The organism is Prauserella muralis (genome assembly GCF_003202285.1).
In the GTDB taxonomy this organism is placed as follows: domain Bacteria; phylum Actinomycetota; class Actinomycetes; order Mycobacteriales; family Pseudonocardiaceae; genus Prauserella_B; species Prauserella_B muralis.
Genome location: NZ_MASW01000002.1, coordinates 923,346 through 947,497 on the forward strand (window position 1 = coordinate 923,346; position 24,152 = coordinate 947,497).

Annotated in this window: 26 protein-coding genes; 20 read left to right on the forward strand and 6 right to left on the reverse strand. The window is 71.1% G+C overall.

What is annotated here, in order from left to right:
• Positions 1 to 17: 17 nt before the first annotated feature.
• Positions 18 to 1,247, forward strand: coding sequence for a serine hydrolase domain-containing protein (locus BAY60_RS15525; protein WP_112281634.1), 1,230 nt, complete (start codon positions 18 to 20; stop codon positions 1,245 to 1,247).
• Positions 1,248 to 1,459: 212 nt separating this feature from the next.
• Here BAY60_RS15525 and BAY60_RS15530 read toward each other — a convergent pair whose 3' ends face one another.
• From BAY60_RS15530 to BAY60_RS15555, 6 genes are all read right to left on the reverse strand, one after another.
• A complete protein-coding gene (locus tag BAY60_RS15530) occupies positions 1,460 to 2,458 on the reverse strand; it encodes a TIGR03842 family LLM class F420-dependent oxidoreductase (protein ID WP_112281635.1) in 999 nt (332 codons plus the stop codon).
• 12 nt (positions 2,459 to 2,470) lie between these two features.
• Positions 2,471 to 3,856, reverse strand: a complete 1,386-nt coding sequence (gene hydA / locus BAY60_RS15535; protein WP_112281636.1) for a dihydropyrimidinase — start codon at positions 3,854 to 3,856, stop codon at positions 2,471 to 2,473.
• 12 nt (positions 3,857 to 3,868) lie between these two features.
• Complete coding sequence (locus BAY60_RS15540; RefSeq protein ID WP_112281637.1) at positions 3,869 to 4,711, reverse strand: nitrilase-related carbon-nitrogen hydrolase; 843 nt, start codon at positions 4,709 to 4,711, stop codon at positions 3,869 to 3,871.
• Complete coding sequence (locus BAY60_RS15545) at positions 4,662 to 6,245, reverse strand: NCS1 family nucleobase:cation symporter-1 (protein WP_112281638.1); 1,584 nt, start codon at positions 6,243 to 6,245, stop codon at positions 4,662 to 4,664. Before BAY60_RS15545 ends, BAY60_RS15540 begins: the two co-directional genes overlap by 50 nt.
• Positions 6,246 to 6,438: 193 nt before the next feature.
• Complete coding sequence (locus BAY60_RS15550; RefSeq protein ID WP_112281639.1) at positions 6,439 to 6,813, reverse strand: SSI family serine proteinase inhibitor; 375 nt, start codon at positions 6,811 to 6,813, stop codon at positions 6,439 to 6,441.
• Positions 6,814 to 6,849: 36 nt separating this feature from the next.
• Entirely contained in the window at positions 6,850 to 8,496 is a 1,647-nt protein-coding gene (locus BAY60_RS15555; protein ID WP_112281640.1) for a PucR family transcriptional regulator, read from the reverse strand.
• 127 nt (positions 8,497 to 8,623) lie between these two features.
• On the opposite strand from BAY60_RS15555, the gene BAY60_RS15560 reads away from it, so the two are divergent.
• The 19 genes from BAY60_RS15560 (at position 8,624) to BAY60_RS15645 (ending at position 24,151) form a co-directional block, all read left to right on the forward strand.
• The gene (locus BAY60_RS15560; protein ID WP_112281641.1) at positions 8,624 to 9,925 is read left to right on the forward strand and encodes an aspartate aminotransferase family protein; all 1,302 of its coding nucleotides are present in this window, start codon (positions 8,624 to 8,626) and stop codon (positions 9,923 to 9,925) included.
• A complete protein-coding gene (locus BAY60_RS15565; RefSeq protein WP_112281642.1) occupies positions 9,922 to 11,412 on the forward strand; it encodes a CoA-acylating methylmalonate-semialdehyde dehydrogenase in 1,491 nt (496 codons plus the stop codon). The genes BAY60_RS15560 and BAY60_RS15565 overlap by 4 nt, the downstream gene beginning before the upstream one ends.
• 60 nt (positions 11,413 to 11,472) lie before the next feature.
• The gene (gene hrcA / locus BAY60_RS15570) at positions 11,473 to 12,498 is read left to right on the forward strand and encodes a heat-inducible transcriptional repressor HrcA (protein WP_112281643.1); all 1,026 of its coding nucleotides are present in this window, start codon (positions 11,473 to 11,475) and stop codon (positions 12,496 to 12,498) included.
• Between the two features lie 39 nt (positions 12,499 to 12,537).
• Positions 12,538 to 13,698, forward strand: coding sequence for a molecular chaperone DnaJ (gene dnaJ, locus BAY60_RS15575; RefSeq protein ID WP_112281644.1), 1,161 nt, complete (start codon positions 12,538 to 12,540; stop codon positions 13,696 to 13,698).
• Complete coding sequence (locus BAY60_RS15580) at positions 13,695 to 14,444, forward strand: 16S rRNA (uracil(1498)-N(3))-methyltransferase (RefSeq protein WP_112281645.1); 750 nt, start codon at positions 13,695 to 13,697, stop codon at positions 14,442 to 14,444. Before dnaJ ends, BAY60_RS15580 begins: the two co-directional genes overlap by 4 nt.
• 534 nt (positions 14,445 to 14,978) lie before the next feature.
• Complete coding sequence (locus tag BAY60_RS15585; protein ID WP_112281646.1) at positions 14,979 to 15,347, forward strand: histidine triad nucleotide-binding protein; 369 nt, start codon at positions 14,979 to 14,981, stop codon at positions 15,345 to 15,347.
• Positions 15,348 to 15,442: 95 nt separating this feature from the next.
• Complete coding sequence (locus tag BAY60_RS15590) at positions 15,443 to 16,495, forward strand: PhoH family protein (RefSeq protein WP_112281647.1); 1,053 nt, start codon at positions 15,443 to 15,445, stop codon at positions 16,493 to 16,495.
• Positions 16,492 to 17,043: an rRNA maturation RNase YbeY gene (gene ybeY, locus BAY60_RS15595; RefSeq protein ID WP_112281648.1), complete on the forward strand. Its 552-nt coding sequence runs from the start codon at positions 16,492 to 16,494 to the stop codon at positions 17,041 to 17,043. The genes BAY60_RS15590 and ybeY overlap by 4 nt, the downstream gene beginning before the upstream one ends.
• On the forward strand, positions 17,040 to 18,368 hold the full coding sequence (locus BAY60_RS15600) for a hemolysin family protein (RefSeq protein ID WP_112281649.1): 1,329 nt from the start codon (positions 17,040 to 17,042) through the stop codon (positions 18,366 to 18,368). The genes ybeY and BAY60_RS15600 overlap by 4 nt, the downstream gene beginning before the upstream one ends.
• Positions 18,361 to 18,696: a cytidine deaminase gene (locus tag BAY60_RS15605; protein ID WP_112281650.1), complete on the forward strand. Its 336-nt coding sequence runs from the start codon at positions 18,361 to 18,363 to the stop codon at positions 18,694 to 18,696. Before BAY60_RS15600 ends, BAY60_RS15605 begins: the two co-directional genes overlap by 8 nt.
• Positions 18,693 to 19,592: a GTPase Era gene (gene era / locus BAY60_RS15610; RefSeq protein ID WP_112281651.1), complete on the forward strand. Its 900-nt coding sequence runs from the start codon at positions 18,693 to 18,695 to the stop codon at positions 19,590 to 19,592. The genes BAY60_RS15605 and era overlap by 4 nt, the downstream gene beginning before the upstream one ends.
• 39 nt (positions 19,593 to 19,631) lie before the next feature.
• Positions 19,632 to 19,889, forward strand: a complete 258-nt coding sequence (locus BAY60_RS15615) for a type II toxin-antitoxin system Phd/YefM family antitoxin (protein WP_112281652.1) — start codon at positions 19,632 to 19,634, stop codon at positions 19,887 to 19,889.
• The gene (locus BAY60_RS38325; RefSeq protein WP_281272722.1) at positions 19,886 to 20,017 is read left to right on the forward strand and encodes a hypothetical protein; all 132 of its coding nucleotides are present in this window, start codon (positions 19,886 to 19,888) and stop codon (positions 20,015 to 20,017) included. Before BAY60_RS15615 ends, BAY60_RS38325 begins: the two co-directional genes overlap by 4 nt.
• A 23-nt stretch (positions 20,018 to 20,040) precedes the next feature.
• Positions 20,041 to 20,259: a type II toxin-antitoxin system VapC family toxin gene (locus BAY60_RS15620; protein ID WP_245992646.1), complete on the forward strand. Its 219-nt coding sequence runs from the start codon at positions 20,041 to 20,043 to the stop codon at positions 20,257 to 20,259.
• 58 nt (positions 20,260 to 20,317) lie between these two features.
• Entirely contained in the window at positions 20,318 to 21,181 is an 864-nt protein-coding gene (gene recO / locus BAY60_RS15625) for a DNA repair protein RecO (protein WP_112281653.1), read from the forward strand.
• Positions 21,114 to 21,959, forward strand: a complete 846-nt coding sequence (locus tag BAY60_RS15630; protein WP_112281654.1) for an isoprenyl transferase — start codon at positions 21,114 to 21,116, stop codon at positions 21,957 to 21,959. The genes recO and BAY60_RS15630 overlap by 68 nt, the downstream gene beginning before the upstream one ends.
• The gene (locus BAY60_RS15635; RefSeq protein ID WP_112281655.1) at positions 21,956 to 22,369 is read left to right on the forward strand and encodes a hypothetical protein; all 414 of its coding nucleotides are present in this window, start codon (positions 21,956 to 21,958) and stop codon (positions 22,367 to 22,369) included. Before BAY60_RS15630 ends, BAY60_RS15635 begins: the two co-directional genes overlap by 4 nt.
• A 37-nt stretch (positions 22,370 to 22,406) precedes the next feature.
• The gene (locus BAY60_RS15640; RefSeq protein WP_112281656.1) at positions 22,407 to 23,432 is read left to right on the forward strand and encodes a permease; all 1,026 of its coding nucleotides are present in this window, start codon (positions 22,407 to 22,409) and stop codon (positions 23,430 to 23,432) included.
• A complete protein-coding gene (locus BAY60_RS15645) occupies positions 23,429 to 24,151 on the forward strand; it encodes a TIGR03943 family putative permease subunit (protein WP_112281657.1) in 723 nt (240 codons plus the stop codon). Before BAY60_RS15640 ends, BAY60_RS15645 begins: the two co-directional genes overlap by 4 nt.
• Position 24,152: the final 1 nt, after the last annotated feature.

Consider the following 24,152-nt stretch of genomic DNA (forward strand, 5'->3'; position numbering starts at 1 on the left):
GCGGTAGAACCTCGGCCATGGACCTCAAAGCCGAGACCGACCCTGCCGAGCTCGGGTTCGACGCCGGCCGGCTCGCCCGCATCGACCGCCGCATGGCCCGCTACGTCGACGACGGCCTGCTGCCGGGCTGGCTGACCGTCGTCACCCGGCGCGGCGTGATCGCCCACGTGTCGCGCTACGGCCACCGCGATATCGAGGCCGGGCTGCCGGTCGAGACGGACACGCGGTGGCGGATCTTCTCCATGACCAAGCCCGTCACGTCGGTCGCGGCGATGATGCTGGTCGAGGAGGGCGTCTTCGACCTCACCGACCCGATTCACCACTGGCTGCCCGAGTTCCGCGCCCCACGGGTCTATGTGAAGGGCTCGTCACTGCGGCCGGTGACCGAGCCGGCGACGGAACCGATCCGGGTGTGGCACCTGCTGACCCACACGGCGGGCCTGACCTACGGGTTCCACCACGCGCACCCGGTGGATGCGCAGTACCGGGCGGCGGGGTTCGAGTGGAGCACCCCGCCCGGCAAGACCCTCGCCGAATGCAGCGAGGCGTGGGCCGAGCTTCCGCTGGTGTTCCAGCCCGGCGCCGAATGGAACTACTCGGTGGCCACCGACGTGCTCGGCAGGCTGGTCGAGGTGGCCTCCGGGATGCCGCTCGACGAGTTCTTCGCCCAGCGCATCTTCACACCGCTCGGGATGACCGACACCACGTTCCACGTCGAGGGCGAGGCGCTCGAGTCGCTGGCGGCGCTCTACGTGCCGGAGCCGGGCACGCGCAGGGCGGTGCGCAACGACGCCTTCGGCAGCAGCATCACGCAGCGGCCCGCGTGCCTGCAGGGCGGGGCGGGACTGGCGTCGACGGCGGCCGACTACCACCGGTTCACGCAGTTCCTGCTGCGCGGTGGCGAGCTGGACGGCGTGCGCCTGCTGAGCCCGCGCACGGTGCGCCTGATGACCAGCAACCACCTGCCGGACGATGTCGACCTGGAGGCGTTCGGCCGTCCGCTGTTCGCCGAGATTCCCTTCGACGGCTTCGGGTTCGGTCTCGGTTTCTCGGTGCTGCGCGACCCGGTGAAGGCGAAGACTCTGTCCAGTGTGGGCGAGTACGCGTGGGGTGGTGCCGCCAGCACGGCGTTCTGGGTCGACCCCGCCGAAGAGCTGACGGTGCTGTTCTTCACCCAGCTGCTGCCGTCCAGCACCCACCCGCTGCGCCAGCAGCTCCGCCAGCTCGTCTACCAGGCGCTGGTGTAGCGGCCGATCGCGCGAGCCGAGGGTGCCCTTGGGTACAGATGGTGTACCGAGGGTGCCCTTGGGCTCGCCGTGGGCGGTTCCGGGCGGTTCCGTGGGACGGTTCCGGACGGTTCCGGGTGGTTGCCGGTGGCGCGCGAGCCGAAGGTGCCCTTGGGTACCAGGCGCGTACCCAAGGGCACCTTCGGCGCCGCCGCCTGACGACTCGCCCGGGGTCAGGCGGCCAGCTTGGTGACGATCTCCTCGCCGTAGGCGGCGAGCGTGCGCTCGCGCTGGTCGTGCATGAGGTAGACGGCGAACTGGTCGACGCCCAGCTCGGCCAGCTCCTCCAGCCGGTGCACGTGGGCGGCGGCGGGTCCGACCAGGCAGAACCGGTCGACGATCTCGTCCGGCACGAAGTCGGTCGACGGGTTTCCAGCCTTGCCGTGGTGGGCGTAGTCGTAGCCCTGCCTGCCCGCGATGTAGTCGGTCAGCTCCCGCGGCACCGGGCCCGACTCGCCGTAGCGGGCCACCAGGTCCGCGACGTGATTGCCGACCATCCCGCCGAACCAGCGCAGCTGGTCGCGCTGATGCGGCAGGTCGTCGCCGACGTAGGCGGGCGCCGCGACGCACACCGTGATGCCCGCCGGGTCACGGCCCGCCGCCCTCGCCGCCTCGCGCACCGTGCCGATCGTCCACCGCGCGATCGCCGGGTCCGCGCACTGCAGGATGAACCCGTCGGCCTGCTCACCGGCCAGGCGCAGCGCCTTCGGCCCGTAGCCCGCCATCCACATCTCCAGCCTGCCCTCCCGCACCCACGGGATACGCACCGGCACGTCGTTGTGCACGACTTCGCGGCCCTCGGCCAGTTCCTTCACCACGTGCATGCACCGGCGCAGCGTGGCCAGGGTGGACGGTGGCTTGCCGACGACGCGATGCGCGGAGTCGCCACGTCCGATGCCACACACCGTGCGGTTGCCGTACATGTCGTTGAGCGTGGCGAACAGCGACGCCAGCACCGACCAGTCCCGCGTGCCGGGGCTGGTCACCATCGGACCCACCCGCATCGCCGACGTGTGCTCCAGCATCCGCGAGTAGATGACGAACGGCTCCTGCCACAGCACCACCGAGTCGAACGTCCAGCCGTAGCCGAAGCCGGCGTCCTCGGCGAGCCTCGCCAGCCGCACCACGTCGCGCGCGGGCGGACCGGTCTGCAGCACCACACCGAAATCCATGACAGGCTCCCGCTAGCCGAGGTACTGGCACAGGTCGCGGGACAGGAACCGGCCGTGGCCCGCGCTGCCGTGGTACTCGCCGCCGTCCACCACCACCCGGCCCCGCGAGAGCACCGTGTCGACCTTGCCGGTGATCGTCATGCCCTCGTAGGCCGAGTAGTCGACGGCCATGTGGTGGGTGGCGGCCGAGAGGGTCTGCTCGGCGGCCGGGTCGTAGATGACGATGTCGGCATCGGAACCCGGGGCGAGCACGCCCTTGCGCGGATACAGCCCGAACATGCGCGCCGGGGTGGTGGAGCACGCCTCCACCCAGCGGGCGAGGGAGATCTCCCCGGCCACCACACCCTGGTGCAGCAGGTCCATCCGGTGCTCCACGCCCGGCATCCCGTTCGGGATCTTGGAGAAGTCGCCGCGGCCGAGCTCCTTCTGGTCCTTGAAGCAGAACGGGCAGTGGTCGGTCGAGACCACCGACAGGTCGTTCGTGCGCAGGCCCCGCCACAGGTCGGCCTGGTGGTGCTTCTCCCGCAGCGGGGGAGAAGCGACGTACTTCGCGCCCTCGAAGTCCGGCTTTGCCAGGTCCTCGATGGACAGATACAGGTACTGCGGGCAGGTCTCGGCGAAGACGTTCTGGCCCTCGTCGCGTGCCTGTGCCACCGCCGCGAGCGCCTGCGCCGCCGACAGGTGCACGATGTAGAGCGGCGCGCCGGTGACCTTGGCCAGCGTGATGGCCCGCGACGTCGCCTCGCCCTCCAGCTCAGGTGGCCTGGTCAGCCCGTGCTGCACCGGTTCGCCCTTGCCCTCGGCGAGTGCCCGCGCCACGAGCTGGTCGATCGCGATGCCGTTCTCGGCGTGCATCATGATCGTCGCACCCGTCTCGGTGGCCTTGTGCATGGCGCGCAGGATCTCGCCGTCGGTGGAGTAGAACACGCCCGGGTAGGCCATGAACATCTTGAAGCTGCTCACCCCGGAGTCCACACAGGACTCCATCTCCTTGAGCGTGCCGTCGTTGACGTCGGACACGATCATGTGAAAGCCGTAGTCGATGGCGCAGTCACCCTCGGCCTTCTCGTGCCACTTGTCCAGCGTGGACAGCAGTGAGGTGCCCTTGGCCTGTACGGCGAAGTCGATGATCGTGGTCGTGCCGCCCCACGCCGCGGCCCTCGTGCCGGTCTCGAACGTATCCGCGGAGAACGTGCCGCCGAAGGGCATCTCCATGTGCGTGTGCGCGTCGATCCCGCCGGGCAGCACGTACCTGCCGGTGGCGTCGAGCACCGTGTCGGCCTCGGTGAACACGCCGGGCGCGGCCACGGCGGCGATCGTCTCGCCGTCCACGAGCACGTCGGCGGTGGCGGCGCCGGTGGAGCTGAGCACCGTGCCGCCCCTGATCAGAGTCCGCATCTCAGCACCCCCTCAGGGTTTCACCAGCGACTCGTACGAGTCGGGCCTGCGGTCACGGTAGAACGCCCATAGCTCGCGCACCTCGGCGAGCTTGTCCATGTCGAGGTCGCGCACCACCACCTCGTCCTCGGTGTCCGAGGCCGCCTCGCCCACCAGCTCGCCGCGCGGGTCGACGAAGTAGGTCTGGCCGTAGAAGTCGTTGTCGCCCAACGGTTCCACACCGACCCGGTTGATGGCGCCCACGTAGTACTCGTTGGCCACCGCCGCCGCGGGCTGCTCCAGCCGCCACAGGTACTGCGACAGGCCACGGCTCGTGGCCGACGGGTTGAACACGATTTTCGCCCCGGCCAGCCCGAACGCCCGCCAGCCCTCCGGGAAGTGCCGGTCGTAGCAGATGTAGACGCCGATGCGGCCCACCGCCGTGTCGAACACGGGATAGCCCATGTTGCCGGGCCGGAAGTAGAACTTCTCCCAGAATCCCTTCACCTGCGGGATGTGGTTCTTGCGGTACTTGCCGAGGTAGCGGCCGTCGGCATCGATCACGGCGGCGGTGTTGTAGAGCACGCCCGGCTGCTCCTGCTCGTACATCGGCACCACGAGCACCACGCCGTGCCGCTCGGCGACCTCCTGCATCAGCTTCGTCGTCGGCCCGTCCGGGATGCCCTCGGTGTAGGAGTAGTACTCCGTGTCCTGCACCTGACAGAAGTACGGGCCGTAGAACAGCTCCTGCAGGCACACCACCTGCGCGCCCTGGGAGGCCGCCGAGGCGATGGCGTCCACGGACGCCGCGATCATCGAGTCCTTGTCACCCGTCCACCGCTGTTGCACCAAGCCTGCCCGTACCCGTTCGCTCATGTGTCTCCTCCTCGTCGATTCCGAACGCCTGCCCGCGCGAGCCGGGCAGCGTCAGCGCCAGGTAGACCAGGAACGCCGCCACCAGGCCGGCGACCCAGCTGTAGTCGTAGAACGCCTTGAACACCGGGATCAGCCCGTCGGCGGGGAACGGGCCCTGGCCCGGGTTGGAGTACGCGCCGCCGACGGCGAGCAGCGCGCCCGCGGCCGTGGCCACCAGCGCCCGCCAGTTCCAGCCGCCGGTGAACCAGTAGCGGCCGTGCTCGGTGAACAACTCGGCCAGCGCGAGCCGGGTGCGGACCTGCACCCAGTAGCCCGCCACGAGCACTCCCGCGACGGCGGCCAGCACGCCGCCGTAGAAGTTGAGCCAGGCGAAGATGTAGATGTTGGGATCGGAGATCAGCCGCCACGGCTGGATCACGATCCCGATGACGCCGGTGATGAGCCCGCCCACGCGGAAACTGATGCGCTTGGGCAGCGCGTTGGAGAAGTCGTAGGACGGGCTCACGACGTTGGCGGCCAGGTTGGTGGTGATGGTCGCGAGGACGAGCCCGAGCAGGGCGGCGACCACGACCACCGGTGAGTCGAAGCGGCTGGCCAGCTGCACCGGGTCCCAGATCGCCTCGCCGTAGACCACCATGCTGCCCGAGGTGATCATGATCGACATGATCGCGATGAACGACATCGTGGTCGGCAGGCCGAGGATCTGGCCCCACACCTGCTTGCGCTGGCCCTGGCCAAACCGCGTGAAGTCCGGCATGTTGAGCGACAGCGTGGCCCAGAACGCGATCATGCCCATGAGCGAGGGCGCGAACACCTTCCAGAAGTCGGCGCCCCAGCCCAGCTGCGACGGCTGGGAGAAGATCGGGCCCAGCCCGCCCGCCTCGATGAGGATCCAGACCAGCAGGATGAGGAAGCCGACCGTGACCAGTGGCGCGGCCCAGCTCTCCAGCCGGCGGATGGCCTCCATGCCGCGCCAGATGATGACCATCTGCAGCACCCAGAACACCGCGAAGCACAGCCAGAGCGTCCACGGCTGGTCGTAGACGACGGTCGCGTTGCTCCAGCCGTCACCGAGCAGCTTGCCGAGGATGACGAACATCGCCTGCCCGCCGACCCAGGTCTGGATGCCGAACCAGCCACACGCGACGAGCCCGCGCAGCAGTGCCGCCAGGTTCGCCCCGCGGATGCCGAAGAACGCGCGCGCGAACACGGGGAACGGGATGCCGTACTTGGTGCCGGCGTGGCTGTTGAGCAGCATCGGCAGCAGCACGATGATGTTGCCCAGCGCGATCGTGAGAAACGCCTGCGCCCAGTTCATGCCGATGGCGATCAGGCCGGAGGCGAGCAGATAGGACGGAAGGTTGAGCGCCATTCCGTTCCAGAGGGCGAAGTAGTTGTAGCTGCTCCAGGTTCGTCGCTCGACGGGCACCGGGGCGAGTTCGTCGTTGAAGAACCGGCTGCCGTGCAGTGACGACGCATCGCGAAGTTCCACCCGGCCGTCCGGGTGACGAAGCTGTGCGGTGGTCGGCTCCATTGCGGCATCCTGCTCGCACCGGGCAGGCTCCGGGGACTGGCAGAGTGTTCACCGTTACACCCGGCCGGGGACAGTGTGTCGATTGCGCGCCCGGGCGAACGGGGTTCGGTAGCGCTTGCGCGGGCGATGGGGTAACCCGAAACGGCCCCGAGGCGACGGATCGCGCCCCGGGGCCGGTGAAGGGAACCGCGGCTCAGAAGCCGAAGACACCGCCGGACTCGCCGTCGGCGAAGCATTCGTTGGAGTACTCGGTGTGGAAGTCGACGGGCTCGCCCTTCCAGTGCCCGTGTGCCCTGGCCTGCACCGGCGCGTAGATCATCGGGCAGGGCTGGTTGTCGGCGGGCAGCCGCTCGAGGTCACCGCCGGCCGACTCGATCGCCGCGCAGGCGCCGCCCGGGTGCGGGTGCGTGCCCATCGGGGGCTCGCAGACCAGGTGCACCGCGCGGGCCGCGCCGTTCGCGGTCTCCAGCGTGAGGGTCAGAGACGACTCGGGAGTGGGGGCGGGCCCGCCTGCGCACAGCATCGTGAGCGTGCAGGCGGCGAGCGATCCGGCAGCGAACATGGGCATGCTTCGGATATCGGCACACCGGCGGGGGCACCTGTGTTACTCCATCGGGTGGTCGGTGTCGTTCGATCGGGCGACGACGTCGTGCACGAGCAGTGCGACATGGAGGGACAGCATCGACTCCGGGTCCTCCAGTTGGACGCCCAGCACCTGCTCGATCCGCGCGAGCTGCTGGTAGTACGCGGTCCGCGACGTGTGCGCCGCCGCCGCGGCCGCCGACTTGTTGCCGCCGTGTTCGCAGAAGTGGCGCAGCGCCTGCACCAGCCGGGTGCCGGACGCGGCGTCCCGCGCCAGCAGCGGCCCCAGTTCCCGCGCCGCGAACGCGGCCACCCGCTCGTCGTCGCCGAGCAGGTGCAGCAGCCCGCGCAGCCGGACGTCGGCCAGCCGGTGGTAGCCGTCGGCGGGCTCGCCGTCCTGCCGCAGCGCGGCCGCGGCCACGTGCCCTGCCTCGGTGAGGCTGCGGCCCGCGTCGGCCGCGCTCGTGACGGCCGTGCCCACCGCGATCACCACCGGCACCGACCCTCGCGCCTGCCGGATCTCCGCGGCGAGCCTGCGCAGCACGGCCCGGGGGTTCGCCTGCGGCGACAGCGACAGCAGCGCCCGCACGCTCGTGTCGTCCACGCAGCCGACGAGCGCGCTCACCCTCGCCCGCCGGGTGGCCAGCGCGGTCGCCTCGGCCAGGTCCCGCAGCACCGGCTGAGCCGACGCGGCGCCCGGCGGGTCGGCCACGCCGGTGAGCCGCGGCCGGATCGCCGCGCCGACCAGCCTGCGCCCGGTCAGGGGCACGTGCAGCGCGGAGGCCCGCGCCGCCAGCTCGGGTGCCGTCACCGGGGAGGCCAGCAGCTCGGCGAGCACCGCCCGATGCGCCTGCCGCTCCAGCCCCTCGCCGTCGGCGGCGAGCAGGTGGTGCACCGCCAGCGCCGACGCCGCCCGCTCGGCCACCACCCGGTGCCGGTGCGGCGGCGGCTCCCCGCACACCAGGATCAGCCTGCCCCAGTCGTGACCGCGGGCCCCGACGATCGTCACCAGCCAGCCGGAGGCCGGGTCGTAGCCGGTGCGCTCGCCGGTGCGCACCGCACGTGAGCGCGCCTGCCAGTCCCGCAGCAGCTCCCCGGCGTCGGCGCTGCCGGCGTCGTAGGCCAGCACCTCGTGCGACAGCGTCTCCAGCAGCACCGGCTGCCCGGTCAGCCGGGTGACCTCGCGCAGCACCGTGTCGGGTTCGGCGCCCGACACGGTCAGCGCGGTGAACGTCTCGTGCACCTGCTCGGCCGCCCGCAGCTCCGCCACCTGCGCGTCGACGATGAGGCCGTTGACGGCCTCCGTCACCGCCACGTACCGCGTCTCGCGGGACAGCGTGATGAGCGGCAGCCCATGCTTGGCCGCGGCCTCGGCGAGCGCGCGGGGCACCTCGCGGCTCCAGTGCCGCACCAGTTCCACGACGAGGCCGGTGACCCCGACCCCGGCCAGCTCCTCGACGTAGCGGGCGAGCGCCTCATCGTCGTCGGGCAGCGCGATGCCGGTGGTCAGGACCAGCTCGCCGCCCTTGAGCAGATGCGCGATGTCGGCCACCTCGGCGACGTGGACCCAGCGCACCCGGCCGTCGAGCCCCTCGGCGCCCGCGACCACCCTCGGGCCGCCGCCGCGCACCACCGGCAACGCCAGCACGTCCGCGACGGTCGGATACATCCGCACTCCTGCGCCCTGTGGTCTGTCAGTCGTGTCCTGCCCGAAAAGCAGACTGTACGGCCGGAAGCGGGAGTCAGTACATATTGTCCGTGGCGCCGCCGCCACGCGCGCGTCGAGACTCGAAGCCATGACGGACGCCGACCTGCTTGCCCGGCACCGGGCCGTGCTCCCCGACTGGCTTGCTCTCTACTACACCGAGCCCATCGAGATCGTGCGCGCGCAGGGCCGCCACGTCACCGACGCGCAGGGCCGCACCTACCTCGACTTCTTCGCGGGCATCCTCACCAACGCCATCGGCTACGACGTCGCCGAGATCTCCGACGCCATCCGGGCGCAGCTCGACACCGGCGTGCTGCACACGTCGACCCTGTACCTCATCCGCAAGCAGGTGGAGCTCGCCGAGCAGATCGCCGAGCTGTCCGGCATCGCCGACGCCAAGGTGTTCTTCACCAACTCCGGCACCGAGGCCAACGAGACCGCGCTGATGCTGGCCACGCAGTACCGGCGCAGCAACCAGGTCCTGGCGCTGCGCAACTCCTACCACGGCAGGGCGTTCGGCACGGTCGGCGTCACCGGCAACCGTGGCTGGTCGGCCAGCGCGCTGTCGCCGGTGAAGGTCAGCTACGTGCACGGCGGCTACCGCTACCGCGGCCCGTTCGCCGGGTACTCCGACGCCGACTACGTCGCCGCCTGCGCCGACGACCTGCGCGACGTGCTCGCCACCACCACCTCCGGCGACGTCGCCGCGCTGATCGCCGAGCCGATCCAGGGCGTCGGCGGCTTCGCCACCCCGCCGGACGGGTTGTTCGCCGCCTTCAAGGAGATCCTCGACGAACACGGCATCCTGCTCATCTCCGACGAGGTGCAGACCGGCTGGGGCCGCACCGGCGAGCACTTCTGGGGCATCGAGGCGCACGGCGTGACGGCCGACGTGATGACCTTCGCCAAGGGCATCGGCAACGGACTGGCCATCGGCGGCGTCATCGCCCGCGGCGAGATCATGGACTGCCTGCGCGCCAACTCGATCTCCACCTTCGGCGGCAACCCCGTGGCCACCGCGGGAGCGAAGGCCACGCTCGACTACCTGCTCGACAACGACCTGCAGGGCAACGCCGCCAAGCTCGGCGAGCACCTGCTCTCCGGGCTGCGCGACATCGGCGACGCGCACGGCGTGGTCGGCGACGTGCGCGGCAAGGGCCTCATGATCGGCGTCGAGCTGGTGGAGCCGGGAGGCACGACGCCGAGCCCGCACGCCGCCACGACCGTGCTGGAGGAGACCAAGGCCCGCGGCCTGCTGGTGGGCAAGGGCGGCCTGCACAACAACGTGATCCGGCTGGCGCCGCCGATGACGCTGACCCGCGAGGAGGCCGACGAGGCGCTGGGCATCCTGGGCGCGGCCGTCGCCGTGGCGGAGGGGGAGCACTCGTGACCAGGCGGATCAGCCACTGGATCGGCGGCAAGCCGTGGACGGGGGAACCCGAACGGACCGGGGAGGTGTTCGATCCCGCCACCGGCGAGGTCCGCGCCCGCGTGGACCTCGCCGGTGCCGGGCAGCTCGCCGAGGCCGTCGAGGCGGCCGCGGCGGCGTTCCCCGGCTGGCGGGACACGTCCCTGGCGGGGCGCACCCGCGTGCTGTTCGCCTTCCGGGAGCTGCTCGTCGCGCGCAGGGACGAGCTGGCGCGCGTCATCACCGACGAGCACGGCAAGGTGCTCTCCGACGCCGCGGGCGAGGTGCAGCGCGCCATCGAGAACGTCGAGTACGCGTGCGGGGCGCCGCAGCTGCTCAAGGGCGGCTTCAGCGAGAACGCCTCCCGCGGGGTGGACGTGTACTCGATCGCGCAGCCGCTCGGCGTGGTCGGCGTGATCTCGCCGTTCAACTTCCCGGCCATGGTGCCGCTGTGGTTCGTGCCCAACGCCCTCGCCTGCGGCAACACGGTCGTGCTCAAGCCCAGCGAGAAGGACCCCTCCGCGGCGAACCTCATCGCGGAGCTGTTCGCCGAGGCGGGACTTCCCGACGGCGTGCTCAACGTGCTGCACGGGGACGCCGTGGCCGTCGACGGGCTGCTGAGGCACCCCACCGTCAAGGCGATCTCGTTCGTCGGCTCCACGCCGGTGGCGCGCCACGTCTACGAGACCGGCACGGCGGAGGGCAAACGCGTGCAGGCGCTGGGCGGGGCCAAGAACCACATGGTGGTGCTGCCCGACGCGGACCTGGACCTCGCGGCCGACGCGGCCGTGTCCGCCGGGTTCGGCTCGGCGGGGGAGCGGTGCATGGCGGTGTCGGTGGTGGTGGCCGTCGACCCGGTCGGCGACGAGCTGGTGAGCAAGGTCACAGAGCGCATGCAGGCGCTGCGGGTGGGCGACGGGCGCGACCCCGGCTCCGAGATGGGCCCGCTGGTGACGGCCGCCCATCGCGAGCGGGTGGCCTCCTACCTCGACGCCGGGGTGGCCGAGGGCGCCGAACTGGTCGTCGACGGCAGGCGGCTCGACGTGGGCGGCGGCGGGTTCTGGCTCGGCCCGACCCTGTTCGACCACGTCCGCCCCGGCATGTCGGTGCACAGCGACGAGATCTTCGGCCCCGTGCTGTCGGTGGTGCGCGTGAGCAGCTACGACGAGGCGCTGGAGCTGGTCAACGCCAACCCCTACGGCAACGGCACCGCGATCTTCACCAACGACGGCGGCGCGGCGCGGCGGTTCCAGAACGAGATCGAGGTCGGCATGGTGGGCGTCAACGTGCCCATCCCGGTTCCGGTCGGCTACTACTCGTTCGGCGGCTGGAAGGACTCGCTGTTCGGCGACAGCCACGCCTACGGCCCGGAGGGCTTCCACTTCTTCACCCGGACCAAGGTCGTCACCTCGCGCTGGCTGGACCCGTCCCATGGCGGCGTCAACCTGGGCTTCCCGCGCAACATGTGACCGCAGGGCACCCGGCGCACCGTAAACTCGTTGTCACGAAGGCGACGAGAGGAGGTGCCGGTGGCCAGCGCGGACGAGCGCCGTTTCGAGGTGCTGCGGGCCATTGTTGCCGACTACGTGTCGAACCAGGAACCGGTGGGATCGAAGGCACTCGTCGACCGGCACAATCTCGGCGTGTCAAGTGCCACCGTGCGCAACGACATGGCCGCGCTCGAGGAGGACGGCTACATCACGCAGCCGCACACCAGCGCGGGCCGGATCCCCACCGACAAGGGCTACCGGCTCTTCGTCGACCGGCTCTCGGAGATCAAGCCGCTCTCGGCCGCCGAGCGCAAGGCCATCCGAGGCTTCCTGGAAGGGGCCGTCGACCTCGACGACGTGCTGCGCCGCTCGGTGCGGCTGCTCGCACAGCTCACCCGCCAGGTGGCGGTGGTGCAGTACCCGACGCTGACCAACTCCACGGTGCGCCACCTCGAGGTGGTCCCGCTCACCTCGGCCCGGCTGATGCTGGTGCTCATCACCGACACCGGCAGGGTCGACCAGCGCACGGTCGACCTCGGCGACGTGATGTCCGAGGACGGTGTGTCCAGGCTGCGTGACCAGCTCAACGCCGCCCTCGCGGGCCACCGGCTCTCCGACGCGGCGGCCAAGGTCGCCGAACTGCCCGACGAGGCACCCCCCGAGTTGCGCGACATGATGACCCGGGTCTGTACGGTGCTGGTCGAGTCGCTGGTCGAGCACCCGGAGGAACGGCTGGTGCTCGGCGGCACCGCCAACCTGACCCGCAACGTCGCCGACTTCCCCGGCTCGCTGCGGCAGGTGTTGGAGGCGCTGGAGGAGCAGGTCGTGGTGCTCAAACTGCTGGCCGCGGCCCGCAACCCCGGTGCCATCGCGGTGCGCATCGGCGAGGAGAATGAGGACGAGCAGATGCGGAGCACGTCGGTCGTGTCCATCGGGTACGGCGCGGACGATCTCCTGTTGGGGGGCATGGGCGTGGTCGGCCCGACCAGGATGGACTATCCGGGGACGATCGCCGCGGTGCGCGCGGTGGCCAACTACGTCGGTCAGATCCTGTCCGGCAAGTAGCCGGCGACAGACAGGCCTACGAGGAGGACGGCGAAGACGGTGGCGAGGGACTACTACGGCATCCTGGGCGTTCCGAAGAACGCGAGCGACCAGGAGATCAAGCGCGCCTACCGCAAGCTCGCACGCGAGCTGCACCCGGACGTGAACCCTTCCGAGGACGCGCAGCACCAGTTCAGCGAGGTCACCACCGCCTACGAGGTTCTTTCCGACCCGCAGAAGCGCAAGATCGTCGACCTCGGCGGCGACCCGCTGGACAACGGCGCGGGCGCGCGGGGCGGCGGCGATCCGTTCGCCGGCTTCGGGGGCCTCGGCGACATCATGGACGCCTTCTTCGGTGCCGCGACCGGGGGCGGCCGGGGACGCGGGCCGCGCAGCCGGGTGCAGCCCGGCTCCGACGCGCTGATCCGGCTCAGCCTCACGCTGGAGGAGTGCGCCACCGGCATCGACAAGGACATCACGGTGGACACCGCGATCCTGTGCGACCGGTGCCGGGGCGGAGGCACCGCCGAGGGCGGCACCGTCAAGACCTGCGACACGTGCGGCGGGCAGGGCGAGATCCAGTCGGTGCAGCGCTCGTTCCTCGGCCAGGTGGTCACGGCGCGGCCGTGCCCGGTGTGCCGGGGCTTCGGCGAGGTCATCACCGACCCGTGCCAGCAGTGCGGCGGCGACGGCCGCGTGCGCGCGCGCCGGGACGTGACCGCCAAGATCCCGCCCGGCGTCGGCGACGGCATGCGCATCCGCCTCTCCGGCCAGGGCGAGGTCGGGCCCGGCGGCGGACCCGCGGGCGACCTGTACGTCGAGGTGGACGAGCAGCCCCACGAGGTGTTCGTGCGGGAGGGCAACGACCTGCACTGCCACCTGCGGATCCCGATGACCAGCGCCGCGCTCGGCGCCGTCGTGCCGCTGGAGACCCTCATCGACGGCGAGCAGGAGCTGGAGATCGAACCCGGCACGCAGCCCGCCACCGAACTGGTGCTCACCGGCAAGGGCATGCCGCGCCTGCGCTCCTCCGGCCGGGTCGACGGCCGGGGCGACCTGCACGTGCACATCGAGGTGGTCGTGCCGACCAAGCTCGACGACGAGCAGTCCACCCTGCTGCGGGAGCTCGCCCAGCTGCGCGGCGAGGAAGCGCCCACGCTCGCGGGCAACGGCAGCAAGCACGGCGGCCTGTTCTCGAAACTGCGCGCCAAGAGCCGGTGACCGCCAGCACGCCTCCGGTGTTCCTGGTGGCGGCGCTGCCCTCCGGGGAGCGCGCCGTGCTCGACGGCGAGGAGGCACACCACGCGGTCACCGTGCGGCGCACCCGGCCCGGCGAGCTGCTGACGTTGTCCGACGGTGCCGGGGGCCTCGCCGAGTGCGAGGTCGAGGCCGTGCACCCGGGCCGGGACGCGCGGCTCGACGTGCGTATCCGGGCCCGCCGCCACGAACCCGAGCCCGTGCTGCGCGTCACGATCGCCCAGGCGCTCGCCAAGGGCGACCGGGGCGAGCTGGCGGTGGAACTCGCCACCGAGGCCGGGGCCGACGCCGTGCTCCCGTGGCGGGCTGCGCGCAGCATCGCCCGCTGGGACGAGGGCCCGCGCGGCGCCAAGGCACTCGGCAAGTGGCGGGCCACCGCCCGCGCCGCCGCCAAGCAGGCCCGGCGCGGCCGGCTTCCCGACGTCGGTGAACCGGTGACCACCACGCAGCTGGCGGAGGTGCTGGCCAAGGCCGACCGGGCGCTGGTACTCGACGCGACGGGGCCGGTGATCACGGAAGTGGATCTTCCCGAGCGTGGCGAGCTGGTGCTCGTCGTCGGCCCCGAAGGTGGCATCACCGCCGAGGAGTTCGCCGCTTTCGCCGCCGCGGGTGCCACGACCGTCCGCCTTGGACAAACCGTATTGCGTACGTCCACGGCAGGTGCGGTGGCGCTGGGCGCGCTCGGTGCCCTGACTGCCCGGTGGCGGTAGCCCGAACGGAGGTCCGCGGTAGGGAGCCCGCGGCCGATTCGGCCGGTTTTCGGGGCGAAATCCTGGCGCCGACCGGGGGACGCCGTTACGCTTGTTAACGATTGGACACACACGTGTGCGTGTGCCCACGACCCCGCCGGACACCTCCCCCCTCGGTCCGGCGGAGCCGCGGCGGCGCGTGGAGCGACCCCCAGGCTTCACCGCCCCGCGGCGCTTTAGTCGCAAGCGCGCTTGCTCCCTCTCGGCGGTTCCGCTGTGTTTTCTGGGGGGACACCCCCCAGGCCCCCCGGACCGCCCCGCGGCGCTTTAGTCGCAAGCGAGCTTGCTCCCTCTCGGCGGTTCCGCTGTGTTTTCTGGGGGGACACCCCCCAGGCCCCCCGGACCGCCCCGCGGCGCTCTAGTCGGCGGCGGAGCCGTTCTGCGGCGAGTTCCCCAATGTGGCATTCGTAGCGCTCAACGCCACCAATGCCGCATTGGGGAAGTTCAACGCCACCAATGCCGCATTGGGGAGCCTTGGTCGCTAAGGTCGGGGCCATGAACGACGCGGACACGCTGTTCGAGCGGATCATCGCCAGGGAAATCCCTGCCGACATCGTGTACGAGACCGACACCACGCTCGCGTTCCGGGACATCAAGCCACAGGCCAAGACGCACGTGCTCGTGGTGCCGAAGCAGCGCTACCGCAACGTGGCCGAGCTGGCCGCGGCCGACCCGCGGCTGCTCGCCGACGTCATCACCTCCGCGCACAAGGTCGCCGAGCTGGAGGGCCTCACCGAGAACGGTTACCGCGTGGTGTTCAACACCGACGTCCACGCAGGTCAGACGGTGTTCCACGTGCACGCGCACGTCCTCGGCGGGGAACAGCTCGGCTTCTTCGGGCGTTATACCGGCGAGGCCGGGTAATCTACCTGCCCTGACGAGTCGATGCCGCTAGCATCGACTCCACCGAAACCAACCGCGACTTGGCACCTACGTGCAGAAAGCAGGCCAGAGGCCACGTGGCCGGAACCGTTCCGCAGCAACCGACAGAAGCCGCATCGCAGGGCGCGCAGTCGGCGCAGTCGAAGTTCCCGATCCCCGACGCCGCCGCGCTCGTGCTCCTCGGCTCGCGTGACGAGAACCTCCGCGCTGCCGAAGAGCTGCTCGATGCCGATGTGCACGTCAGGGGCAACGAGGTCACCCTCACCGGTACGCCGGCCGAGGTGGCGTTCGCCGAACGCGTGTTCGCCGAACTGGCCACGCTCGCCGGCCGCGGTCAGCAGGTCGGTCCCGACACCGTCCGCCGCACGGTGTCGATGCTGTCCGCGGGGGGCTCCGAATCGCCCGCCGAAGTGCTCAGCATGGACATCCTGTCCCGCAGGGGCCGCACCATCCGGCCCAAGACGCTGAACCAGAAGCGCTATGTCGACGCGATCGACAAGCACACCGTCGTGTTCGGCATCGGACCCGCGGGCACCGGCAAGACCTACCTGGCCATGGCCAAGGCCGTGCAGGCGCTGCAGGCCAAGCAGGTCAACCGGATCATCCTCACCCGCCCCGCCGTCGAGGCGGGCGAGCGGCTCGGCTACCTGCCGGGCACGCTGTACGAGAAGATCGACCCGTACCTGCGGCCGCTGTACGACGCGCTGCACGACATGGTCGACCCCGAGTCGATCCCCCGGCTCATGCAGGCGGGCACCATCGAGATCGCCCCGCTGGCCTACATGCGCGGGCGCACGCTCAACGACGCGTTCATCATCCTCGACGAGGCGCAGAACACCACGCCCGAGCAGATGAAGATGTTCCTCACCCGGCTTGGATTCGGCTCGAAGGTCGTGGTCACCGGCGACATCACGCAGGTCGACCTGCCCAGCGGGCAGCGCAGCGGGCTGCGCATCGTGCGCGAGATCCTCGAGGGCGTCGACGACCTGCACTTTGCCACCCTCACCAGCCACGACGTGGTGCGGCACAAGCTGGTCGGCGACATCGTGGACGCCTACGAGAAGTGGCAGGCCACCCAGGATGCCGCAGGCTCCGGCAACGGCGGGCGCGCTGTCGGGGGCCGGCGGTGAGCATCGAGGTCGCCAACGAGTCGGGCGTGAAGGTCGACGAGGCCTCCATCGTGTCGGCCGCGCGGTTCGCGCTCGACCGCATGGAGGTCAGCCCGCTCGCCGAGCTGTCGATCCTGCTCGTCACGCTCGACGTCATGGAGGACTTCCACGAGCGGTGGATGGATCTGCCCGGCCCCACCGACGTGATGGCCTTCCCCATGGACGAGCTCGACTCCACGCGCAGGCCCGACGCCGCCGAGGCCTCGCCCGCGCTGCTCGGTGACATCCTGCTGTGCCCGGCCTTCGCCAAGGACCAGGCGCGCACCGCGGGCCACTCGCTGATGGACGAGCTGCACCTGCTCACCGTGCACGGTGTGCTGCACCTGCTCGGCTACGACCACGCCGAGCCGGAGGAGGAGCGCGAGATGTTCGCGCTGCAGAAACGCATCCTCGCCGACTTCCGCTCCGCCATGGTGGCCGCGCAGCGCAGGGATGCCCAGCGCACCAACGACGACCGGCTGCTCGGCGCCGCCGGTCTCGACGGAGGGCCGGGACCGGAGCCGTCGTGACCAGTTCGGCCGTACTGCTGATCAGCGCCGCGTTGCTGGTGCTGCTCGGCGGGGTCTTCGCGGCGGCCGACGCCGCGGTGAGCACGGCGTCGTCGGCCCGCGCCGAGGGCATGGTGCGCCTGGGCAGGGTCGGCTCCCGCCAGCTCGTCGCCGTGCTGTCCGAGCGCAGCAGGCACATCAACCTGCTGCTGCTGTTGCGGATGGGCTGCGAGGTCACCGCCACCGTGCTGGTGACCGTGGTGAGCGTGCGCTGGTTCGACCCGGTGTGGCTGGCCGTCGTCGTCGCCGGGCTCATCATGGTGCTCACCAGCTACGTGCTGGTGGGCGTGGGCCCGCGCACGATCGGCAGGCAGCACCCCTACCGCGTCGGGTTGATCGTCGCCGGGCCGGTGCGCGTACTCGGTACGGTGCTGGGCCCGCTGAGCAGACTGCTGATCGTGCTCGGCAACGCGATCACGCCGGGGAAGGGCTTTCGCGAGGGACCGTTCACCACCGAGGCCGAGCTGCGGGAGCTGGTTGACCTCGCCGGTGAGCGCGGCGTCGTGGGCACCGACGAGCGCGAGATGATCCACTCCGTGTTCGAACTGGGCGACACGGTCGCCCGCGAGGTCATGGTGCCACGCACCGAGATCATCTGGATCGAGCAGAGCAAGACCGTGCGCCAGGCGCTGGCGCTGTCGATGCGCACCGGCTTCACCCGCCTGCCCGTCATCGGCGAGTCCGTGGACGACATCGTGGGCGTGGTGAACCTGAAGGACCTGGTGCGCGCGTCGATGGCCGAGGGCGGCACCGCGCGGCAGGTGGGCGAGCTGATGAGCCCGGCCGAGTTCGTGCCCGACTCCAAGCGCCTCGACAGCCTGCTCAAGGAGATGCAGGTGTCGCGCCATCACATGGCCATCGCGGTGGACGAGTACGGTGGCACCGCCGGGTTGCTCACCATCGAGGACATCCTGGAGGAGATCGTCGGCGAGATCACCGACGAGTCCGACACCGGCGAGCGCCCGCCCGTCGAGCACCTCGAGGACCATGTGGTGCGCGTGTCGGCCCGGCTCGGGATCGACGACCTCGGTGAGCTGTTCGGCGTCGACCTGTCCGATCATGATGTGGAGACCGTGGGCGGGCTGCTGGCCCAGCGGCTGGGCCGGGTCCCGCTGCCCGGCGCCGAGGCGGAGATCGAGGGTCTCCGCCTGCGTGCGGAGGGCGGCAAGGACCGCCGTGGCCGCATGCGCATCACCACGGTGGTGGTGCGCGCGGCCGACACCGACCGCGTCCCGCCCCGGCCGAACGGTACCGACGAACGCGATAGGAGCGTCGAACATGCCTGACCTCGACCCCGAGGACGAAAAGCTCATCATCCTGGCCCGCTCGACCAGGGCCCGGATCCAGGCCGCCGAGGGCGCCGCCGTCCGCGACACCGACGGGCGGACCTACGCCGCGGCGACCATCGACCTGCCGTCGCTGAAGCTGACGGCCGTCCAGGCCGCGGTGGCCGCGGCCGTGTCGAGCGGGGCCGAGGGACTGGAGGCGGCGGCCGTGGTGACCGCCGACCCGCTCGTCGCCGGAGCGTCCGTGCAGGCCGTGCGCGACCTCACGGAGCACGCGCCGATCCTGCGCGCCGACCCGTCGGGTGCGGTGCAGGAGATCGTGGAGTGAGCCAGGAGCACCGTTCGGGGTTCGCGTGCTTCGTCGGCAGGCCCAATGCCGGCAAGTCGACACTGACCAACGCGCTCGTCGGCACCAAGATCGCCATCACGTCGAGCAAGCCACAGACCACCCGGCACGCCATCCGGGGCATCGTGCACCGCGAGGACGCCCAGCTCATCATCGTCGACACGCCAGGGCTGCACCGGCCGAGGACACTGCTCGGCCAACGGCTCAACGACGTGGTGCGCGAGACGTGGTCCGAAGTGGACGTCGTCGGGTTCTGCGTGCCCGCCGACGAGAAGATCGGCCCTGGCGACCGGTTCATCGCCAACGAGCTGCGCAAGATCGCGCGCCGCACGCCGGTGATCGGCGTCGTCACCAAGACCGACCTGGTGCCGCGCGAACGGGTCGCCGAGCAGCTCGTGGCCCTGCAGGAGGTCATGGACTTCGCCGACCTCGTGCCGGTGTCGGCCGTCGACGGCTTCCAGGTGGGCACGCTGGCCGACGTGCTCGTCGCCCAGCTGCCCGAGGGACCGCAGCTGTACCCCGACGGCGATCTCACCGACGAGCCGGAGCAGACCCTGATCGCCGAGCTGATCAGGGAGGCCGCGCTGGAGGGCGTGCGCGACGAGCTGCCGCACTCGATCGCCGTGACCATCGAGGAGATGATGCCCCGCGAGGGCCGCGACGACCTCCTCGACATCTATGCGCTGCTGTATGTCGAGCGGACCAGCCAGAAGGGCATCGTGCTCGGCCACAAGGGCGGCAGGCTCAAGGAGGTCGGCGCCAACGCCCGCAGGCACATCGAGGCGCTGCTCGGCTCCAAGGTGTATCTCGACCTGCACGTCAAGGTGGCCAAGGACTGGCAGCGCGACCCGAAGCAGCTCCGCAAGCTCGGCTTCTGACCCCGAGCTGGGCTAGCCTCTTAGCTAAGGGGGTTGGTCATGTCCGAGGAGACGGCAGCACGGTTCAACATCCACGACGCCAAGACGCAGCTGTCGCGGATCGTCGACCGGGTCGAGCGTGGTGAGGAGATCATCCTCAGCCGTGCCGGACATCCTGTGGCCAAGGTGGTGCCGCTTTCCCGGACGGTGCATCGCACTGCCCGGGGCTCTTTGCGGGACGAACTGGTGCTCGAACCCGACTGGGACTCGGCGCAGGTCAATGACGAGGTCGCTCGTGATTTCGGCATGGCCACATGAGGCTGCTGCTCGACACTCACGTCGTGCTCTGGTGGCTGGTGGACGAACCGACCCTGGATGAACAGGACAAGCGGCTCATCGATGACGAGCCGGACGTCTATGCAGTGGCGCGACACTGTGGGAAATAGCGATCAAGCAGGCGCTGGGCAAGATCAGCCAGCCCGCGGACCTGCCCGAACGTATTCGTGGCGCCGGGTTCGGCGAGTTGCCGATCAGCGCCGAGCACGCGATCGCCGCCGGCCGCCTTCCGCTCATCCACCGGGACCCGTTCGACCGGATGCTCGTCGTACAGGCGCGGTGCGCGGGCCTCACCCTCATGACTCGAGATCCGGAGATCAGGAAGTACGACGTGCCGGTCCACGTCGTCTGACCGAGGCAGGCCCGTGGCGTGGGGCCTGCGCGGGTCAACCGCGTGGGACCATGGAGACGTGAGTCTGTATCGGGACACCGGCGTGGTGCTGCGGGTGCACAAGCTCGGCGAGGCCGACCGCATCATCACGCTGCTGACCCGGCGGCACGGCAAGGTGCGCGCCGTCGCCAAGGGCGTGCGCCGCACCACCTCCCGCTTCGGCGCGCGGCTGGAGCCGTTCGGGCACGTCGACGCGCAGTTCTACACCGGCCGCACGCTCGACGTGATCACGCAGGTGGAGACCGTGGACGCGTTCGCGCTGCCCATCGTGGGCGACTACCAGCGCTACACCGCCGCCAGCGCCATCACCGAGACCGCCGACCGGCTCACCGCCGAGGAGGGCGAGCCGGCGCTGAAGTTGTACCTGCTGGTCACCGGCGCGCTGCGGGCGCTGGCCGAAGGGCAGCGCGACGCCTCGCTCGTGCTGGACGCCTTTCTGCTGCGCGCGATGGCCTTCGCCGGCTGGGCACCCGCCATCACCGAGTGCGCCCGCTGCGGCGAGCCCGGCCCGCATCCGGCGTTCAACGTGCAGGCGGGCGGCTCGCTGTGCGGGCGCTGCCGCGTGCCCGGGTCGGTGCACCCCGCGCCCGAGGTCGTCGTGCTGCTCGCCGCGCTCCTGCACGGCGACTGGACGACGGCCGAGGACACCACGTTCGCCGTGCGGCGCGACGTCAGTGGCCTGGTGGCCGCGCATCTGCAGTGGCATCTGGAACGGCAGCTGCGCTCGCTGCCCTTCGTCGAGCGCCGTGCCCGCGAGGCTCCGATCACCGGCAGGCTAGGGTCGGACGGGGTTTCCGGCGATACGGAGGTAGCAGGTGCGGCGCAGGGCACGCGAGGCCGCGACAGCAGCGAGGGCGTTGCCGGGACAGGTCAGGGCGCCTGACCCGCACCCGTCCGGTGCGCGTCCGCCCGAGTTGCCCGCGGAACTGGTGCCCAACCACGTCGCGCTGGTCATGGACGGCAACGGCCGCTGGGCCAACCAGCGCGGGCTGCCCCGCATCGAGGGACACAAGCGCGGCGAGGCCGTGATGATCGACGTCGCCAGCGGCGCGGTCGAGCTCGGCATCAAGTGGCTCTCGGTGTACGCCTTCTCGACGGAGAACTGGAAGCGCAGCCCCGACGAGGTGCGCTTCCTGATGGGCTTCAACCGCGACACGATCCGCCGCCAGGTCGACTACCTCGGCTCCATCGGCGTGCGCATCCGCTGGGCCGGCCGCAGGCCGAAGCTCTGGCGCAGCGTCATCAAGGAGCTGCAGGACGCCGAGGAGAAGACCAAGCACAACACGCTGCTCAACATGACCATGTGCGTCAACTACGGCGGCAGGGCCGAGATCGGCGACGCGGCCCGGCGCATCGCCCGCCTCGCCGCCGAGGGCAGGATCAACCCCGACAAGGTGGACGAGCGCACCATCGCCAGGTACCTGTACCAGCCGGAGATGCCCGACGTGGACCTGTTCCTGCGGCCCTCCGGCGAGCTGCGCACGTCGAACTTCATGCTGTGGCAGTCCGCCTACGCCGAGTTCGTGTTCCAGGACACGCTGTTCCCCGACTTCGACCGGCGGCAGCTGTGGGCGGCGTGCGTGGAGTTCGCCAAGCGCGACCGGCGCTTCGGCGCCGCCATCGATGCCGCGGGCGGCATGAAGGAGGGAGGCACGGCATGACCTCGGAGGCCGCCGACACGGCGGAACTGCTCGCCTCGGCGCAGCAGGCGCTGGAGACCTATCTCGAGGTGAACGTCGACGACGACGGCACGCTCACGTTCTCGCACGGCGAGGTGCCGTGCGTGGTGCAGGCGATGACGCTGGCCGAGGGGCTGGTGGTGCTGAGCCTGACGTGCGTCGTGGCGTGGGACCTGCCCGACGACCCGGACCTGTCCTCCGCCGTCGCCGAGCGCGCGGGCCAGGGGCTGTTCGGCACGCTCGGCGTCGTGCGCACCGAACGCGGCATGGACCTGACGCTGCGCTACGCGTTCCCGGCGCACGGCCTGGACACCACGCCGCTGGGCACGTTGCTGATGCTCGTGGTGTCCACGGCGTCGCAGGTGCGGGGCGACCTGCTGCGGACGGGCTGAGCCCGGCGGCGCGCGCCGCCGTGGCATCATCACGCAAATGGCAACCGTTTCCGACAGCGCGGCAGGTGAGGCGCCCGGACGCCCGCGCAAGGGCCGCATCACCTCGGTCGAGGTGCTGTGCGTCGTGCTGCTGCTGGCGATCGCCGGCCAGTCGTGGCTGCGGGCGGTGCTCGACGTGCCCGCGTTGCGCACCGGTGCCACGGTGTTCGTGGCCGTGTGCGTGCAGGCGCTGCCCTTCCTCGTGCTCGGGGTGCTCATCAGCGGTGCCATCGCGGCGTTCGTGCCCGCCCGCGTCCTGCGCAGGGTGCTGCCGCGCAACGAGAGCGCCGCCGTCGGTGTGGCCGGGGTGTCGGGCATCGCGCTGGCCGGATGCGAGTGCGCGTCGGTGCCGGTGGCCCGCAGGCTCATCGGCCAGGGCGTGGCCCCTGCCGCCGCGCTGACCTTCCTGCTCGCCGCGCCCGCCGTGAATCCCGTGGTGCTCGTCGCGACCGCCGTCGCCTTCCCCGGGGAGCCGGGCATGGTGCTGGCGCGCTTCGCCGGCTCGCTGGCCACGGCGATGGTCATGGGCTGGTTGTGGATCCGCTGGGGCAAGCTCGAGTGGATCGCCGAACGCGCGCTGCGCAGGCTGCCGGACGCCGAGGGCGGCCGCGACCGGTGGCGCACGTTCGCCGAGACCGCCCGCGGCGACCTGGTGGACGCGGGCGGGTTCCTGGTGCTCGGTGCGCTCGTGTCCGCCGCACTGGGCGTGCTCGTGCCGGACGAGTGGTTCGGCGCGCTGGGCGAGCAGATCGTGCTCGGCATCGTCGTGATGGCCGTGCTGGCGGTGGTGCTGTCGCTGTGCAGCGAGGCCGACGCGTTCGTCGCCGCGTCGCTGTCGGCGCTGCCGCTGCTGCCGAGGCTGGTGTTCCTCGTCGTCGGGCCCGCCATCGACGCCAAGCTGTTCGCCCTCCAGGCGGGGACGTTCGGCCGGTCGTTCGCGATCCGCTTCGCCCCGGCGACGTTCGTCGTGGCCACCGGCTGCGCCGTCGTGGCCGGACTGATCTTCCTCGGCGGGGTGCGATGAGGCGCGAGACGCAGAACATCCTGCTCGTCCTGCTCGGCGGGGCGCTGCTCAAGATCGCGATCACCGGCGACTACCTGCGTTATGTCAAGCCGAGCCAGCAGCCGTGGATCATCGGCGGCGGAGCGGTGATGGTGCTGCTCGGCGTGGTCGCGATCGGCCGGGACGTGCTCGCGGGGCGCCACAAGGGGAGCGGTGGCCCCGACCACGAGCACGACCACTCGACCCGGTCCACATGGCTGCTGCTGGTGCCCGTGCTGGCGGTCTTCCTCGTGGCCCCGCCCGCGCTCGGCTCGGACTCCGTGACGCGCACCAGCGCGAGCGCGCCCGCCGGGTACGCACCGTCCGGCCAGGCGACGTTCCCGCCGCTGCCCGCGGGGCAGGTCGTGCCGCTGGCGGTGGCCGACTTCGTCAGCAGGGCGGGCTGGGACTCCACGGACTCGCTGCGGGGCCGCACCGTGTCGCTCACCGGTTTCGTGGTGCACTCCCGCGGGCGGACGCTGCTGGCCCGCATGGTGATCGGCTGCTGCGCCGCCGACGCGTTTCCCGTGCGCGTCCAGCTCATCGGCGGGCAGGCCGACCCGTTGCCCGACGACACGTGGGTGCGCGTGACAGGGCAGTGGGTGCCCGGCAAGGGCAGGTCCGAGTTCAGCTACACACCGCAGCTCGACGTGGCGACGCTGCGCGAGATCCCGCAGCCGCGTGACCCCTACGAGTACTGAG